Below are 16,096 nucleotides of genomic sequence, written 5' to 3'. Positions count from 1 at the left end.
AACTTCGCATGCATTTGTTGATGAAGGATGAAGCCGAATTTTCAAGTTGAATTGCGAGGAAGCTTGTCATGCCGGTGTCCGGCCGGGAGGGAAAGGGGGTGACAAGAGGTCAATGACTTGGTAACGGACGCGCAACCCAGTTTCCGTGGCGCCCCGCCAAGACCGAAGGCTCTAATCTTCATGCCCGATCTTCTGCTTGAGCTGTTCAGCGAAGAAATTCCGGCCCGCATGCAACGCAAGGCGGCCGAAGATCTGAAATCCCTTGTGACCAATGCCCTCGTGGAGGCCGGCCTGCCCTATGAGGGCGCCAAGGCCTTTGCCACCCCGCGGCGTCTCGCGTTGCATGTGGCAGGCGTTCCTGTCGGCTCCGCCGCCACCCGCGAAGAGCGCAAGGGGCCGCGCGTCGGCTCTCCCGAAAAGGCCGTCGAGGGATTTCTGCGCGGCGCGGGTCTGTCCTCCGTCGACGAGGCGACAATTCAGAACGACCCGAAAAAGGGCGATTTCTATGTGGCAGTGATCGAGAAGCCGGGCCGGCCGGCCATCGATATCATCGCCGGTTTCATGCCGGAGATTCTGCGCAATTTTCCCTGGCCGAAGTCCATGCGCTGGGGATCGACGTCGACCCGCTGGGTCCGTCCGCTGCATTCCATCGTCGCCACCTTCGGTCCGGAAACGGAAGACCCCGATGTCGTCCCGTTCGAATTCGACGGCATCCAGTCGGGCAGGATCACCCGAGGCCACCGCTTCCTGGCCAACGAGGCATTCTCCGTGCGCCGCTTCGACGACTATGCGACCAAGCTTGAAAAGCACAAGGTGGTGCTCGATGCGGATCGCCGCAAGGAGATCATCCAGAACGACGCAAAGGATCGCGCCCTGGCGCTGGGGCTCGACCTTGTCGAGGATCCGGGGCTTCTGGAAGAAGTCGCCGGCCTTGTGGAATGGCCCGTCGTGCTCACCGGCAGTTTCGACGAGGACTTCCTGACGATCCCGGACGAATGCGTTCAGCTCACCATCCGGGTCAACCAGAAGTGCTTTGTCCTCAGGAACCCGGATACCGGGCGCCTGGCCAACAGGTTCGCGCTCGTCTCCAACCTTGTCGCCGAGGATGGTGGCAAAATGATTGTCGCCGGCAATCAGAAGGTCATCCGCGCGCGGCTGTCCGATGCGCGGTTCTTCTGGGATACGGATCTCAAATCCAGGCTCTCCGACAACCTGCCCAAGCTCGATGACGTGAAGTTCCACGAAAAGCTCGGCAGTGTCGGTGAACGGGTAACGCGCCTGATCGCCCTTTCCGCCGGCCTGGCGCCCCTTGTCGGCGCCGACGAGACCAAGGCCAGACGCGCTGCCGAACTCGCCAAGGCCGACCTCGTTTCGCATATGGTTTATGAGTTTCCCGAGCTGCAGGGACTGATGGGTCGCTACTACGCTGCTGCCCAGGGTGAGGATGCGTCCGTCGCCACCGCGATCGAGGAGCATTACAAGCCGCAGGGTCCGAGCGACAGCGTTCCCACGGATCCTGTGGCCATCGCGGTCGCTCTTGCCGAGAAGCTGGATCTGCTGGCCGGGTTCTGGGCAATAGACGAAAAGCCCACCGGTTCCAAGGATCCCTACGCGTTGCGCCGCGCGGCGCTGGGGATCATCCGGATCGTGCTGGAGAACGGCCTGAGGATCAACCTGGGCGAAGCCGTCCTCTCGGCCTCCGGGCTGCATCAGGTCAAGCTCGACGATCCGTCGGCGCTCGTTGCCGACCTGCTTGCCTTCTTCGCCGACCGCCTGAAGGTCCATCTGAAGGACGAGGGCGCCCGTCACGACCTGATCGACGCGGTCTTCGCCCTCGAGGGGCAGGACGATCTGCTGATGGTTGTCCGCCGCGTCGAGGCGCTCGGAAAATTCGTGTCCTCCGACGACGGTGTGAACCTGCTGGCCGGCTACAAGCGCGCGGTCAATATTCTCAGGGCCGAGGAAAAGAAGGATGGCGCCCCGGTCACGGGCAGGCCGCACGCCGACCATTTCCAGGAACAGGCCGAGATCGACCTGGCGGCAGCCATCGACACCGCCCGGGCAAAAGCGGCCGATGCGGTCAAGGCAGAGGACTTCGAAGGGGCGATGGAAGCCCTATCCATGCTGCGGGCACCGGTCGACCGGTTCTTCGACGACATTCTGGTGAATGCGGATGATCCGGTCCTGCGCATGAACCGGCTCCGGCTCCTTGCGGAGATCCGTGATGCCACCCACGTGGTGGCAGATTTCTCCAAGGTGGCCGGGTGATCGGCTGACACCGAAGCGTATTTCGCACATCGGATACGTCCGGAAGCCTCTGGCGAGGCTCCGGTTGGCGGCCGCTGTTATTCGGCCGCCTGCTGCATCAGTCTTGCCACCGGTTTTTCCTCGATCGGCCAGTGAACGATCGCCGCGAAGATACCGAGGGCGATGCCCAGCCACCAGATGCCGTCATAGGACCCGGTTTCGTCATAGAGCTTGCCGCCCAGCCAGACCCCCAGGAAGGCGCCGATCTGGTGGGAGAGGAAGACGAACCCGAAGAGCGTTGCCATGTAGCGCGGCCCGAACATGACGGCGACCAGGCCGGATGTCGGCGGCACGGTGGACAGCCACAACACCCCCATGACGCCTGCAAAGACCAGCACGGAGAAGGGGGAAACAGGCAGCATGATGAAGGCGAAAATCGCGACGGACCGGCTGAGATAGATCGCCGACAGGAGCAGCGGTTTGGAATAGCGGCCGCCGATATAGCCCGCAATCAGCGAGCCGGCGACATTGCACAGACCAATAAGCGCAATGGCCGTCGCGCCCCATGCCGGATCGAGGCCCAGGTCGGCGATATAGGGCGGCAGGTGGACGGTGATGAAGGCGACGTGAAAGCCGCAGACGAAGAAACCGAAGGTCAGCAGAATGAAGCCGCGGGTGCCGAAGGCCTCTGCCATGGCTGACATCAGTTTCTGATTGTTCGCCGGATTGCTGTCCGAGGGCGGTTCCGACTTGCCTTTGAGCGCGACGGCGAGAAACGGGATCACGGCCACGAGTCCGGTGAACACGATCAGCGTGTCCTGCCAGCCGATATTGGCAATCAGTGCGCCACCCAGCGGGGCGAACAGGAACTGGCCGAGAGAGCCCGACGCGGTTCCGATACCGAAGGCAAGCGACCTCTGCGCCGGCGTTACGGCCCGCCCGAAAGCCGCCAGGACCAGAGAAAACGACGAAAAGGCGATGCCGAGTCCGATGAGCACGCCCGCCGACACATTCAGCGCCACGGCGCTTTCGGCGTCGATCATCAGTATGAGGCCGGCAGCATAGAGAGCGGCGCCGACGGTCATCGTTTTCCAGGTGCCGAAGCGGTCGGACATCATGCCGGCGATCGGCTGGCCGATGCCCCAAAGCAGGTTCTGGACGGCAAGCGCGAAGGCGAACAGCTCGCGGCTCCAGTCCCGGGCCTCGGTCATGGGCTGGAAAAACAGGCCCATCGCGGAACGTGGACCAAAGGATATCAGCGCGATCAGACAGCCGCAGGCGATGATGAGCGGGATGTTCGGACCCGCGCGTGCGGGTGTTTCTGCAGCAGTCATCAAGAGAGTCCCATCGTCAATTTACGATAGGATACGCGGACAGCGACGCTTCGCCAAACGCCTAATTTTGATCGATGGATCAATGAATGGAATGATTGTTTTTGCTGTTTCCATCACGGTCGCAGTCGATTAGCCGCCTAGGAAACATGCGATGACCCCTAAATTAAGTTACTGTAAATAAAGGGAGAAATAAGTATCGACTCGATTTGTCAGGAAAGTGATGGATTTTTAGCCGTGCGCCCATTATATAAGCTCTGAAAGAGCAAAAGGGTGTGGGCCTGTGAGCCCGTTTTCTTTTGCATCTAATATGCTCAAACTGAGTATAATAGCGGCGCGGGCGAGCGAACCCCGGTTCCTGCCTGCAAACATGAGGGAGGTCGTCATGACCATTGCCCAGACATCCGTACCCGATGGCGCACCGATCGCAAATGGGCTGACCGCCCTGGACCGGTTCGGCAGACTGAACCGTCCGGACCTGCGCTATACGCCCGAAGTTGCGGAAGCAACCGCGCCGATCTACGAAAAAGTCAAACATATCATCCCGGCGATCGAATGGCCGGCCCTGGCGCCGACCATTCACGCGATCAATACGCTCAAGAAGGAACGCAATGCGGTCATTCTGGCGCATAACTACATGACGCCGGACATCTATCACGGTGTGGCCGACATCGTCGGCGACAGCCTGCAGCTTGCCATCGAGGCGACGCGGACGGACGCCGATGTGATCGTCCAGTGCGGCGTGCACTTCATGGCGGAAACCTCCAAGATCCTCAGTCCGGAAAAAACGGTGCTCATTCCGGACATGCGGGCGGGCTGCTCGCTGGCGGAATCCATCACCGGGGCCGACGTGCGCGCCCTGCGTGAGCGCAATCCCGGCGTCCCGATCATCACCTATGTCAACACCTCCGCCGAGGTAAAGGCGGAATGCGACATCTGCTGCACCTCGTCCAATGCCTTGCAGGTCGTGGAAAGCTTCGGGGTCGACAGGGTCTTCCTGGTTCCGGACAAATATCTGGCCGCCAATGTGGGCAACAAGACCGATGTGGAAGTGCTGGTCTGGGACGGCGCCTGCGAGGTGCATGAGCGCTTCACGGCGCAGGAACTGCGCGATTACCGCAAGATTGAACCGGACGTGAAGATCATCGCACATCCCGAGTGCCCGCCCGAGGTGGTCGCGGAAGCCGACTTTGCCGGTTCCACCGCACATATGATCGACTGGGTGAAGACCCGGAGGCCGGAAAAGGTGATGATGGTCACCGAATGCTCCATGGCCGACAACGTCGCCAGCGAGACGCCGGGTGTCGACTACATCCGTCCCTGCAATCTGTGCCCGCACATGAAGCGGATCACCCTGGACAAGATTCTCGATGCGCTGGTAGAGATGAAAGAGGAAGTTTTCGTCGATCCGGCCATTGCGGTAAGGGCCCGCACCGCCGTCGAGCGGATGATCAACTTGAAAATCTGATCCCGGTTGGCCTAAACAGCAAGAGTGATCTCTTCCGGGCCGGGCGACAGCCTGGCCCGGAAGTCTTTCGGGCAAAGCCCATTCTGTTTCCAGGAAGTACCCATGGCCATGTCGCTAGAGGATTTTGCACCTGCCCACCTGGGCAAGGATGTGGATGATGTCGTCATTCTTGGAGGCGGCCTCGCGGGCCTGTTCTGCGCGCTGAAGCTCAGTCCGCGCCCGGTGACCGTCATCACCAACGCATCGATCGGCGAGGGCGCGTCTTCAGCCTGGGCACAGGGCGGGATCGCCGCCGCCATTTCCGAACAGGATTCGGTCGAAAAGCATCGCGACGATACGCTGGCGGCCGGTTGCGGCATCTGCGAGGATAAGATCGTCGAGCAGATGACCCGCGAAGGCAGCGCCCGCGTCCACGACCTGCTTTCCTACGGGGTGCCTTTCGATCAGGACCTCGAGGGGCGGCTGAAATTCTCCCGCGAGGCGGCCCATTCCCGCAGCCGCGTGGTGCGCGTGCGTGGCGACATGGCCGGCAGGGCGATCATGGATGCGCTCATCACTGCCGTTCGCAAGACCCCGTCCATCCGTATTCTGGAAGGCTATATCGGCGAGAGCTTTCTCGGCGAAGGCCGCTTCGTCACCGGCGTGCTGGCACGCAAGCGCGGCGGCATCGAACGCCTTGTCTTTCCGGCCAAGGCCGTCGTTCTCGCCTCCGGCGGCATCGGTCATCTCTTCGGGCTGACGACCAATCCGCATGAAGCCAATGGCCACGGCCTCGCCATGGCGGCGCGCGCCGGAGCGGTGATCGCCGATGCCGAATTCGTCCAGTTCCACCCGACAGCTCTGGATGTCGGCAAGGATCCGGCCCCGCTTGCCACGGAGGCCTTGCGCGGAGAAGGTGCGACGCTGGTCAACAAGGCCGGCGACCGCTTCATGCAAGGCGTGCATCCGGATCTGGAGCTGGCCCCGCGCGACATCGTCGCCCGCGCCATCCACAAGGAAATCGCCGAAGGCCGCGGTGCGTTCCTGGATTGCCGCCAGGCCATCGGGGCGAAGTTCAAGGACGATTTCCCGACCGTTTTTGCCGCGGCGATGGCCGCCGGCATCGATCCGGCCAGGGATCTGCTTCCGGTCGCGCCCGCCGAGCACTATCACATGGGCGGCGTTCTGACGGATGCGAACGGCCGCACCTCCCTCGACGGTCTGTGGGCGGCCGGGGAAGTGGCCTCCACCGGTGCGCATGGGGCGAACCGTCTGGCCTCCAACTCCCTTCTGGAAGCGGTTGTCTTCGCGGCGCGCATCGCCGAGGATATCCAGGGGCTCATGCCGACACCGCGCAGCGCCTACTGGAACGAGATGGATGACGAGCCGGGTCTTCCCAGCCAGCGCAACATGGAAGAACGCGAGGCCATCACGGTCCTGCGCACCACATTGTCCAGAAATGTCGGGGTCCTGCGGGACGAGGACGGCCTGAAATCTGCCCTGGAAGAGATTTCGAACATGGAAAAGATCTGCGTGCGCCAGTCCATCAGGAACATGATGGTGACGGGCAAGATCATCGCGGCCGCGGCCCTCAAGCGCCGGGAAAGCCGGGGCGGACATTATCGCAACGACTACCCTGCGGAAGATCCCTCTCTGGCCAGACGGTCCTACACCACTTTGCAGGAGGTCGAGGCGATCACCGCCGAGGCTCTGGAAACGGCTTGAGCAAAGAGGCGTCATGACCTGGAAAAACCTGCCGCAATTGCCGCAACTGATGATCGACGATGCGGTCAAGGCTGCCCTGTTCGAGGACTGGGGCCGGGCCGGAGACGTGACCAGCCAGGCGACGCTGCCGCCCGGCGCCCGGGCGACGGCGGTGATTGCCGCCCGCAAGCCCGGCGTTCTGGCCGGGCTCGGATTCGCGCAAAGCGCTTTCCGGCAGACGGATGCCGCGCTGCGTTTCGAGCCGGTCAGGGAGGATGGCGACCGGCTTGCGGCGAAGGATGTGGTCGCCCGCATCGAAGGCCCTGCACGGGCGCTGCTGTCGGCCGAACGCGTGGCACTGAACTACCTCGGCCATCTGTCCGGCATCGCGACGGCGACATCCCGCTTTGCCGATCTGATCGCACATACGAAAGCCGATATCGTGTGCACCCGCAAGACGACCCCCGGACTGCGGGCGTTCGAGAAATATGCGGTCAGATGCGGGGGCGGCGCGAACCACCGCTTCGGTCTGGATGACGCGATCCTGATCAAGGACAACCACATCGCCGTGGCCGGGGGAGTCGCCAGGGCCGTCGAGGCGGCGAAGGCATTCGCCGGGCATCTTGTGAAGATCGAGGTGGAGGTCGACACGCTGGAGCAGCTTCACGAAGCGCTGGCGGCCGGGCCGGATGTGGTCATGCTCGACAACATGCCGCCCGAGATCCTCAGGAAAGCCGTGGACATCACGGGCGGCAAGGTGCTTCTGGAAGCATCCGGTGGGATCGAGCTCGACACGGTCAAGGCTGTCGCCGAAGCCGGAGTAGACCTGATTTCCTCAGGCTGGATCACTCATTCGGCTCCGGTTCTCGATCTCGGGCTGGATATCGAAATTTCCTGATCAGGCTGCGGTCAGATACAGCCCGCCCAGGGCCGTCAGCGCGCCGATGCCGCGGATGATGCGTGTGGCCGCGGCCGGATCGTTGCGGGTGGCGATATTGGCCCCGTAGCCGATCAGCAGGCCGGCGGCATGGAGCAGGACCGTGGCGAGAACGAAGCCGGCGGCATAGCCGAGCACACCTGCCGCACCCATCTCACCGCCATGGGCGTAGCCATGGCAGAGGCCGAACGTCGCGACCAGGGCAGCCGATGCTCCGAGCGGCAGCTGCACGGCCAGAGCGACCGCCACGCCGAGCACGATCACGGACGTCAGAATGACCGGCTCCACGGAGGGCAGCGGCAGACCGGCGAGCGACAGCGCGAATCCGGCGATCATGGCGCCGACAAAAGCGCTTGGCAGCGTCCAGATCGCGCGGCCACCCAGCAGGGCCGCCCACAGACCGACGGCGATCATTGCCAGAACATGGTCCGTGCCGAAAACCGGGTGGGTGAAACCGGCGGCAAAGGACCCGTGTTCGGACGGGTCCAGGTGTGCGAGGGCAGGAGACGCGGCGAAAAGGCCGATGGCGGCCGCCAGAATTATGCGGAATATCATGAAACGATCCTTCGGTTGGTCACTCCGGCGCCCCGGTATGGGTCACGCCGTTCATGCGTTTCTCTGAAACACGTCCGCACCATGCCCGATTCCGGACAGCATGTGAATTATGTCGATGGTCAAGTCCGGAGGGATCGGGGAAGACGCGTCGGGATCCGAAACGTGTCGCGTTTAAACGGATTCATGGCTGCTGAAAGACGCCGAGGGCAGCGTTTGCATCGCAAATGCGTCCGGGGGTTTCCTGAATTCAAATCAACGCGAGATGCACTAGTTCCAGCCGCCCGCAAGGGTCTTGTAGAAGATGTGCTGGCCGACCTGGCCTCGCTTGGCCATGGACTTCGCCCAGCGCGGCTTCACATAGGTGGCATGATAGTGGGTCGAGGCGTCGACCATCTTCAGATACTGCTTGCCGTCCAGAACTTCCCTTGCCAGCCGCTGCGCGGTTTTCCACGCCACAGGGCTGGAAATCCGGTCCTTGATGCCGTCGCAGGCGAAGGAGAACTGGCAGCGGTTGCGCTTGTGGCGGTTCTGGTAGACGACGCCGCAGATGGACCCGGGATAGGCCGGGTTCTTCACCCGGTTCAGCACCACCTGGGCAACGGCAACCTGACCTTCTTCGCTTTCGCCGCGGGCTTCGAAGTAGATGGCTTCCGCGAGGCAGCGCTGCTCCTTCTTCTCGCTGACCGAGAGGGGCAGGGGCTTTTGCGCCCACCAGTGCGGGTTTTCAGGGTCCTCCGGCGGCGGCAACTCCTGTTCGTATTTCGCCGAGCCGAACAGCGCATTGAACGGCTCTTTCGTTTCCCGAACGCTTTCAGGCGCATAGGCGGAGACGAGCGAGAAACTGGCGGCGGCGGCGTTGCGCGCCATCATCACCTTTTGCAGGTCGAGCGGACCGTCCTCAAGCAGGCCGTCCTTCTTGGCCTTGGCAAGGAGGGAATCCGTCTCCCTGGAATTCAGCGGCTGGGCCTTGACGAAGGAAACGCGGGGAAGATCCTCGTGCTTCTTCTCGGTCGAGATCATGCTCGCCATGGCGTAGATATTGCCGGAAGCCATGTCGACGGTCTCCCAGTCCGGTGCCACCGTGATCAGACGGTCGCCCTTGCTGGTCTTGTTGGTGGTGATCTTGTCCGGCAATTCTGTCGGCCGCACGCTTTCGGCCACATCCTCAAGGCCATAGAGCGGCCTGGTCTCGAATCCCTTGTCGGCGGACGTCAGGGTCAGCATCGGTGTGCTGGCCAGGCTTGGCGGTGGCGTGGTCCCCAGCGCCAGTTGCGGAGTGATCTTTGAAGTGAAATTCGCCGGTTCAAGCGCCATCATCCAGCGCGGCGTCTCAGTCTCGCGCGCATTGACAAGAGCAAAAATGTCCTGCTGGCCGACACTGCCGCCCAGGGCCACATAGACCAGGGGACAGGCAACAAGCACGCGTTTGAGCCGGCGCATACGCGCTCGGACCGGGCCGTATTCTTGTGTCACTTTATGAGAAAACCGCTCTTTGTTGCGGGACCTAGGGCCAGACATACGCAGCCAACTCCAACTCGATACACATCATCCCGAAACGCCGGATGACCGGTGCTGGCACCGGGTTAACGGCAGCACTGAAATTGAAGATGTCCGCTTAACCTTGAAAGAGCGTTAATGAGCGAAGAATTCGCGGAAATTGGTGGAAGTTTTCGCTTCGCTGAAGGAAATATGGTTAATAGCCTTAAGTAGTTATGACCATGACAAGGAAAAATCGGTCCGAAATGGGACTCCTAGCGGCCGCCGACTCGCAAGCCGGGGGCGGGGCGCTCGCTCATCAGCTGGTGGCGGAAACGGAACAGGGCCGCCGGCCGCCCTCCGGTCGCCGTGGAGGTTGCGCCGGTCGGCTCCACCAGATCCGCATTCTCCACCAGACGGCGGAAATTCTGCTTGTGCAGATGCCGCCCGGAAATGGCTTCGACGGAATTCTGCAGCTCCGTCAGGGTAAAGGTTTCCGGCATAAGTTCGAAGATAACCGGCCTGTATTTCAGCTTGCCGCGCAGCCGGGAAATGGCGGTGGCCAGCACCCGGCGGTGATCGAAGCGCATTGCGGCCCCCAGAAACGGCAGCGTTTCGCGCGCAAGTGCTGCGGGCCGTCCGTCCTGCCGGGCCTCCAGCAGAAGCCCGGCCTCATAAAGAAGCTCGTAGCGTTCCAGCGCGCGCTCCTCGTCCCAGCTCGTGCTGCCGGTCCCGAAGGCAAGGCGGATGCGCTCGCTGCGGCTGAGGGGCTTGGGCGCTTCCCCGGCGCTGGGCGGATTGCGTGCCCAGGTGTCGAGCGCAGGCAGGATTTCGCCGTCCAGGAGAGCGGGACGGCCGGCGCGCCAGTCTTCCCAGGGAAAATAGTCATACCAGGAACGCCAGGCGGAATTGTGCCGGGCAAGCATGCTTTCCGAGCCCTGGGTTTGCCGTGTCAGCGCCAGATAGCCGACCGACACCACATGCGGCCCCTCGTCACCGGACAGTCTGTGGCGGCCGCGATCGCCGAAGGTGTAAAGCTGTTCCACATAGCCCAGGCGCAGCGCGGTCTGGTTTTCCACCCAGGAACGCAGGCCGATCTCGAAGGTTCTGTGGTGGATGGGATCGAAGGGGCCGAAAGGCAGGCTGTCGAGAGAATTGTCCTGCGCATCGTTGACGTGAACGATCTGCGGCATGCCGTCGGCGACGGAAACGATGACAGCGTTCAGTCCGATCTCGATGCTGGCTTGCCTGTGCGGCATGGTTTCTCCCGGTGTCCTGGTCAATCAATAATAATACAGGCTGTCCGATCAAACGGACTGATCATCTAGCGGCATCATGAATGGTGTGCCTTCGAAGGCGTTGGCGCCGCGGCCGATGCCGCGGATTGCATCGATCATGCGGCCTTCCCGCCCCAGCAGCCTGTCACCCATCGCGACGATGCGCGCATTGGGAGTCGCGGAAGGGGAGCGCTCGCGCAGCAGGGCGGCCAGACGGTGTTCGCTGGCCTCCGGTCTGAGCGCGCAGGCCGCGACATAGGCGCCCGCCGTCGACCGGCTGATGCCGGCCCAGCAGTGAATGACGAGAGGAGCGCGCCTGTCCCACGCCCGGATGAAGGCAACGAATTCGCTGATATGCTGTTCGCTGGCCGGAACCAGTCCGTCCACCGGGGTGACAATATCGTTGAAGGTCAGGAAGAGGTGCCGCTCCGGCGCAATACCTGCCGGCGTGGGCACATCCATTTCGGCATTGATCAGGGTGACAAGAGACCTTGCACCGGTCGCCGCGATGGTTTCGGGAAGTTTCGAAAGAGAGCACACATGCAGCATGGCAGAACCGGATTGATCGTTGTCACGGATAAACTAGGGCCATTCGCTGCCAAGGTCACCTGCTGGCAGACCGGCTTTCCCGTTTGTTCCCAGCTTCGCGCAGGGCCTCTATCTCGTCGAAACGCTTCATGAACATCTCCTGCGCCCTGGCAACCGGTAGAGGCTGCAGCCCGTAGTGCAGCCGACCGTCGCTGTTCAGCGGGAACCCGCGCGGTTTGCCGAAGATCTTGGCCGCTTCCCTTTCATCGAAACCGGCAAGCTCCACCGCCTCGAAATAGGCGCAGATGATGTCGGCCCGTTTCGCCAGTTTCTTCACGGCCTGGGGAATTTCCGCAGGCAGGCCGAACCGCAGGTGGATGGCTGCCTGCAGGCGCGCCTCGACGCCCTTGTAGGCTTCGCCGATGACGGCCTTGAACGGTGAGATCATGTCACCGATCACATATTCCGGCGCATCGTGCAGCAGCACGGCCTGGCGCCAGTGCGGCGGCAGGTCCGGCTTCAGCATCACCGCGATGTCTTCCACGATCAGCGAATGTTCGGCGACGGAAAAGGCATGGTCACCGTAGGTCTGGCCGTTCCAGCGTGCCACCCGCGCCAGGCCGTGGGCGATGTCGGAAATTTCCACATCCAGCGGCGAGGGGTCCAGCAGGTTGAGGCGCCTGCCGGACAACATGCGCTGCCATGCGCGGGGCGGCTGATCGGTCGGGGCGGAGGGCATCGGTCCTCGTATGTCACGCGGTTCAGTCCGCGGTGGTGGGCTCCGGCCAGTCGAATGTCGCCCAGTCGGGGAGACTTGCCTGAAGGACCGCATCACCGCATTGAAGAGGGATGTCGTTCTCCTTGGCTTGGGCAACCTTGTCAAGACGCAGCAAGGCCAGGGCAATGGTCTTTCCCTCGACCTTCGCACTGGAGCCGAGGGTGCCAACACTCTTGCCGCCGGCGGTGACACTTGCGCCCATGGGGGGCAGGGCGCCGTCGCTCTCCACCGGCAGGAACCGCTTTCGGGCGGTGCCGCGGTGCTGTACGCGCGAAACAACTTCCTGTCCGACAAAACATCCCTTCCTGAAGGAGACACCGTTCAGCTGGTCGAGATCCGCATCGTGGGGAAAGATGTCCGAATAGGCGTAGTCTTTCAGCCCTTCCGGCACTCCGAGGCTTATGCGGTGAGCGTCGTAGGCAGCCAGGCCTTCCTGCGCCGCCGGCAGGTCCGCAGAAGCGGCGGCAACCGACCGCCGTCCGAGAGCGGGCAGGCGCGGGTCGGTGACGGTCAGCAGCGCGTCGGGCATTTCGCTACCGCCTTCACCCAGGGCGAAGACTCCCGTTTCCGCCGACAGCGGCTCCAGCTCAACCTTCGCACGCAGCCGGTAGAAGGTGAGGCGCTTCAGGAGGTCGGCCGCAGCCGCGGCGGGCACGTCGAGCAGATAGGCGTCTGCGGCCTTGTAGATCAGGAAATCGAACTGGATCTTCCCCTGGGGCGTGAGAAGCGCCGCCGAACCAGCCCCCGTGCGGTCGACGGCTTCCATGTCCGCCGTCACCAGGTTTTGCAGGAAATGATGCGTGTCGGAGCCGGAAAGCCGGATCAGGGCGCGGTCGGTCAGAAGCGTGAAGGCAGGAGATGACACAGGCATTCCTTGGAACATGAGTGCGGGATTCTGAAAGTGCAGATAGGCACTTTGCCCTCATAGGACAAGAATTGGAATTGTCATGCGCTCTCTGGTTCTTTTCACGGGGGCCGCGTATAAGCCCGGTGAACCCGAGACGACTGAGCCGAGATACATGCCGGAGGGCCCCATGAGCGCGACCTATGACCTGATCCTGAAGGGTGGAACCGTTGTCAATCAGGATGGCGAAGGCTGTCGCGATGTGGCGGTCAGGAACGGGCGTATTGCCGGGATCGGATCCTTCGACGCGGCATCAGCCGGCGAAGTGATCGATTGCACGGGGCTGCATGTCCTGCCCGGCGTCATGGACACCCAGGTTCATTTTCGTGAACCGGGTCTCGATCACAAGGAAGATCTGGAATCCGGCTCCCGGTCCGCGGTCATGGGCGGTGTGACCGCCGTTTTCGAAATGCCGAATACCAATCCGCTGACGGTCACCGAGGCGGCGCTGGCCGACAAGGTCCGGCGCGGGCATCACCGCATGCATTGCGACTTTGCCTTCTGGGTCGGCGGCACGCGGGAGAATGTTGCCGACATTCCCGAACTCGAGCGCCTTCCGGGCGCGGCCGGCATCAAGGTGTTCATGGGATCGTCCACGGGCGACCTGCTGGTGGAAGACGATCAGGGCGTGCGGGATATCCTGTCCGTCACGCGCCGCCGGGCCGCCTTTCACTCGGAGGACGAGTTCCGTCTTCGCGAGCGCATGGGCGAGCGGGTCGAGAACGATCCGGCGTCCCACCCCGTGTGGCGTGACGAGATCGCCGCGCTGAAATGCACGCAGCGGCTGGTTACCATTGCCCGGGAGACTGGCGCCAAAATCCATATCCTGCATCTGTCGACAGCCGAGGAAGTTGATTTCCTGATCGACTACAAGGATGTTGCCTCCATCGAGGTCACGCCGCATCACCTGACCCTGACCGACGAGGCCTACCACCGTCTCGGGACGCTGGTGCAGATGAACCCGCCGGTGCGTGCCCCGCGTCACGCGGAACGCCTCTGGTGGGGGCTGCAGCAGGGCCTGCTGGATATATTCGGGTCCGATCACGCCCCGCACCTGCTGGAGGAAAAACGCAAGCCCTATCCGGCGTCGCCCTCGGGCATGACCGGCGTGCAGACGCTTGTTCCCATCATGCTGGACCACGTCAATGCCGGACGCCTCACGCTTGCGCGCTTTGTCGACATGACCAGCGCCGGCCCGGCCCGTCTGTTCCAGACCGCCCGCAAGGGCCGCATCGCCCTCGGTTACGATGCGGATTTCACCGTTGTCGATCTCAAGCGCAAGGAAACCATTCGCAACGAATGGATTGCATCCAAATGCGGCTGGACTCCCTACGACGGCAAGCAGGTCACCGGTTGGCCGGTCGGCACGGTCGTTCGCGGCCGGCGCGTCATGTGGGAAGGGGAGTTGACGGATCCCGCGAAAGGGGAGGCCGTTGTCTTTCTGGACGGCATGAAGGGATAATTTCGGGTCGCATCGGGCAACCTTACATTTTGTGACGTGAATAACAGCGCAAAGCCGGATAATATGGAACTTTGTAGATAACGGTACGGAAACCAATGGGTAACCTTGTTTCCTAACCTGATTTACACACGTCACGATTAGAGTTTGAATCGAGCTTTATGAGTATTTCGTTGGGGAGCTCTGGAATGTTGTTGCATAAGTTTTATACTCGGAAACGGCGGGCGAGCACCCTTGTGGGCCTTGCTGGCGCCGCGCTTCTGTCGGTCACGGCCTTGTCGGGAGCCTTGGCGCGCGATGCCGCGTCGGCAACGGATGAAATCCAGAATTCGCAGCCGCCACTTCACATGCTGGTTTCGCTGGATGATCAGCAGATCAAGGTCTATCGCGGCCTCGATCTGATCGAGACCTCGCCGATTTCGTCGGGAAAGCGCGGGCACAGTACGCCGACCGGTGTCTTTTCCATTCTGGAAAAGCGCCGCAAGCATTTTTCAAATCTCTATGACAATGCGCCGATGCCGCTCATGCAGCGCCTGACGTGGTCCGGTGTGGCGATGCATGTCGGCCGGCTGCCCGGATATCCGGCCTCGCACGGCTGTATCCGTTTGCCGAAGCCTTTTGCCCAGTCGCTTTACAAGATGACCGATCGCGGCATGCATGTCGTCGTGACTCGCGAACCCGCCGATCCCGTGCGCGTGTCTCACGCGGTTCTGCCGCAGCCCTATGCACCCGCTACGGAAGTGGCGAGCCTGTCGAGTACCAACCTGGCATCCGACCCCGCCTTGCGTGGTGCGATCCGGGATACGGAGCTGAACGCCTCCCTGACGGTGGGCCTGCCGGAGAATCCGGATTTCGACCAGCCCCTGCGCATGATCATTACGCCGCAGAAGCAGCCGGGACGGATCCAGGTGCTGCAGGAGCTACTCAACCAGATGGGGTTCAACGCCGGTCCCGTTGACGGTGTCATGGGCCGCAAGACCCGCGCCGCCATCAGCTTGTACCAGGAAGGGGCGGATCTGCCGGTCACTGGACGGATCACTGCCGCTCTGGAAGCCCGCATCCACGCGGATGCCGGCTACGAGGAACCGCAGAACGCCGTGCTGCGGGTCCGCCGCAAGTTCCGCGACATCTACTCGGCTCCGGTCAGCGTGAAGGATATCGACCGGGACATCGGCACCCATGTCTTCACCGCACTCGATTTCCGGCAGGGGGATTCCTCGGTGGAATGGATCGCCGTATCCGCCGAGGGCGAACGTGGCGGGGCGCCTGCCGATGTGCTCGACCGGATCGAAATGTCCCCTAAGGTTGCCCAGGATCTCGCGAAGATGCTGACACCGGGGACCTCGCTGACGGTCACCGACCGCAGCTTTGCCCGCAATACAGGCCTCGGCACAGATTTCGTCGTGGTCACCCGCTGAAGCGGACATCTGTTCAACCGCAAGAATATCAGCCC

General features: G+C 62.5%; 13 protein-coding genes. 6 read left to right on the top strand and 7 right to left on the bottom strand.

The window, feature by feature from the left end:
- Window positions 1–180 precede the first annotated feature (180 nt).
- On the top strand, window positions 181–2,268 hold the full coding sequence (glyS, locus tag DCO57_RS03855; protein WP_116697535.1) for a glycine--tRNA ligase subunit beta: 2,088 nt from the start codon (window positions 181–183) through the stop codon (window positions 2,266–2,268).
- A gap of 77 nt (window positions 2,269–2,345) precedes the next feature.
- On the opposite strand, the gene DCO57_RS03850 is transcribed toward glyS, so the two are convergent.
- Window positions 2,346–3,581 carry an MFS transporter gene (locus DCO57_RS03850; protein WP_116697534.1) on the bottom strand — a complete coding sequence of 412 codons (1,236 nt, stop codon included), beginning with the start codon at window positions 3,579–3,581 and terminating at the stop codon, window positions 2,346–2,348.
- Between the two features lie 382 nt (window positions 3,582–3,963).
- Here DCO57_RS03850 and nadA point away from each other — a divergent pair, with 382 nt between their 5' ends.
- The 3 genes from nadA to nadC all read left to right on the top strand — a co-directional run bounded on the left by nadA (window position 3,964) and on the right by nadC (window position 7,627).
- Window positions 3,964–5,046 carry a quinolinate synthase NadA gene (nadA, locus tag DCO57_RS03845; protein ID WP_116697727.1) on the top strand — a complete coding sequence of 361 codons (1,083 nt, stop codon included), beginning with the start codon at window positions 3,964–3,966 and terminating at the stop codon, window positions 5,044–5,046.
- Between the two features lie 102 nt (window positions 5,047–5,148).
- Complete coding sequence (locus DCO57_RS03840) at window positions 5,149–6,750, top strand: L-aspartate oxidase (protein WP_116697533.1); 1,602 nt, start codon at window positions 5,149–5,151, stop codon at window positions 6,748–6,750.
- Between the two features lie 13 nt (window positions 6,751–6,763).
- Window positions 6,764–7,627 carry a carboxylating nicotinate-nucleotide diphosphorylase gene (gene nadC, locus DCO57_RS03835; RefSeq protein ID WP_116697532.1) on the top strand — a complete coding sequence of 288 codons (864 nt, stop codon included), beginning with the start codon at window positions 6,764–6,766 and terminating at the stop codon, window positions 7,625–7,627.
- Here the strand turns inward: nadC and DCO57_RS03830 are convergent, their stop codons facing one another.
- From DCO57_RS03830 to DCO57_RS03805, 6 genes are all read right to left on the bottom strand, one after another.
- Window positions 7,628–8,221 carry a HupE/UreJ family protein gene (locus DCO57_RS03830; protein ID WP_116697531.1) on the bottom strand — a complete coding sequence of 198 codons (594 nt, stop codon included), beginning with the start codon at window positions 8,219–8,221 and terminating at the stop codon, window positions 7,628–7,630.
- A gap of 267 nt (window positions 8,222–8,488) precedes the next feature.
- Window positions 8,489–9,661, bottom strand: a complete 1,173-nt coding sequence (locus DCO57_RS03825) for a cell wall hydrolase (RefSeq protein ID WP_244287874.1) — start codon at window positions 9,659–9,661, stop codon at window positions 8,489–8,491.
- A gap of 311 nt (window positions 9,662–9,972) precedes the next feature.
- Window positions 9,973–10,956: an NAD regulator gene (locus DCO57_RS03820; RefSeq protein WP_116697529.1), complete on the bottom strand. Its 984-nt coding sequence runs from the start codon at window positions 10,954–10,956 to the stop codon at window positions 9,973–9,975.
- A gap of 48 nt (window positions 10,957–11,004) precedes the next feature.
- Window positions 11,005–11,523, bottom strand: a complete 519-nt coding sequence (locus DCO57_RS03815; RefSeq protein ID WP_116697528.1) for a tyrosine phosphatase family protein — start codon at window positions 11,521–11,523, stop codon at window positions 11,005–11,007.
- 55 nt (window positions 11,524–11,578) lie between these two features.
- A complete protein-coding gene (locus DCO57_RS03810; RefSeq protein ID WP_116697527.1) occupies window positions 11,579–12,241 on the bottom strand; it encodes an HD family hydrolase in 663 nt (220 codons plus the stop codon).
- Window positions 12,242–12,263: 22 nt separating this feature from the next.
- Complete coding sequence (locus DCO57_RS03805; protein WP_116697726.1) at window positions 12,264–13,151, bottom strand: folate-binding protein YgfZ; 888 nt, start codon at window positions 13,149–13,151, stop codon at window positions 12,264–12,266.
- A gap of 163 nt (window positions 13,152–13,314) precedes the next feature.
- Between DCO57_RS03805 and DCO57_RS03800 the strand changes: the two genes are divergently transcribed.
- Both DCO57_RS03800 and DCO57_RS03795 read left to right on the top strand, forming a co-directional pair.
- Complete coding sequence (locus tag DCO57_RS03800; protein ID WP_116697526.1) at window positions 13,315–14,646, top strand: dihydroorotase; 1,332 nt, start codon at window positions 13,315–13,317, stop codon at window positions 14,644–14,646.
- A gap of 185 nt (window positions 14,647–14,831) precedes the next feature.
- Window positions 14,832–16,061 carry a L,D-transpeptidase family protein gene (locus DCO57_RS03795; protein WP_116697525.1) on the top strand — a complete coding sequence of 410 codons (1,230 nt, stop codon included), beginning with the start codon at window positions 14,832–14,834 and terminating at the stop codon, window positions 16,059–16,061.
- The last annotated feature ends 35 nt before the right edge of the window (window positions 16,062–16,096 follow it).

This window comes from Labrenzia sp. 011, assembly GCF_003075075.1.
Classification (GTDB): Bacteria; Pseudomonadota; Alphaproteobacteria; order Rhizobiales; family Stappiaceae; genus Roseibium.
The sequence above is the reverse complement of the archived record's forward strand: the minus strand, read 5'-3'. Positions and strand labels throughout refer to the sequence as shown.

What these genes read in the sequence shown, in the direction of transcription:
- glyS (WP_116697535.1), top strand. Translation starts at nt 181, where the DNA reads ATGCCCGATCTTCTGCTTGAGCTGTTCAGCGAAGAAATTCCGGCCCGC.
- DCO57_RS03850 (WP_116697534.1), bottom strand. Translation starts at nt 3,581, where the DNA reads ATGACTGCTGCAGAAACACCCGCACGCGCGGGTCCGAACATCCCGCTC.
- nadA (WP_116697727.1), top strand. Translation starts at nt 3,964, where the DNA reads ATGACCATTGCCCAGACATCCGTACCCGATGGCGCACCGATCGCAAAT.
- DCO57_RS03840 (WP_116697533.1), top strand. Translation starts at nt 5,149, where the DNA reads ATGGCCATGTCGCTAGAGGATTTTGCACCTGCCCACCTGGGCAAGGAT.
- nadC (WP_116697532.1), top strand. Translation starts at nt 6,764, where the DNA reads ATGACCTGGAAAAACCTGCCGCAATTGCCGCAACTGATGATCGACGAT.
- DCO57_RS03830 (WP_116697531.1), bottom strand. Translation starts at nt 8,221, where the DNA reads ATGATATTCCGCATAATTCTGGCGGCCGCCATCGGCCTTTTCGCCGCG.
- DCO57_RS03825 (WP_244287874.1), bottom strand. Translation starts at nt 9,661, where the DNA reads ATGCGCCGGCTCAAACGCGTGCTTGTTGCCTGTCCCCTGGTCTATGTG.
- DCO57_RS03820 (WP_116697529.1), bottom strand. Translation starts at nt 10,956, where the DNA reads ATGCCGCACAGGCAAGCCAGCATCGAGATCGGACTGAACGCTGTCATC.
- DCO57_RS03815 (WP_116697528.1), bottom strand. Translation starts at nt 11,523, where the DNA reads ATGCTGCATGTGTGCTCTCTTTCGAAACTTCCCGAAACCATCGCGGCG.
- DCO57_RS03810 (WP_116697527.1), bottom strand. Translation starts at nt 12,241, where the DNA reads ATGCCCTCCGCCCCGACCGATCAGCCGCCCCGCGCATGGCAGCGCATG.
- DCO57_RS03805 (WP_116697726.1), bottom strand. Translation starts at nt 13,151, where the DNA reads ATGCCTGTGTCATCTCCTGCCTTCACGCTTCTGACCGACCGCGCCCTG.
- DCO57_RS03800 (WP_116697526.1), top strand. Translation starts at nt 13,315, where the DNA reads ATGAGCGCGACCTATGACCTGATCCTGAAGGGTGGAACCGTTGTCAAT.
- DCO57_RS03795 (WP_116697525.1), top strand. Translation starts at nt 14,832, where the DNA reads ATGTTGTTGCATAAGTTTTATACTCGGAAACGGCGGGCGAGCACCCTT.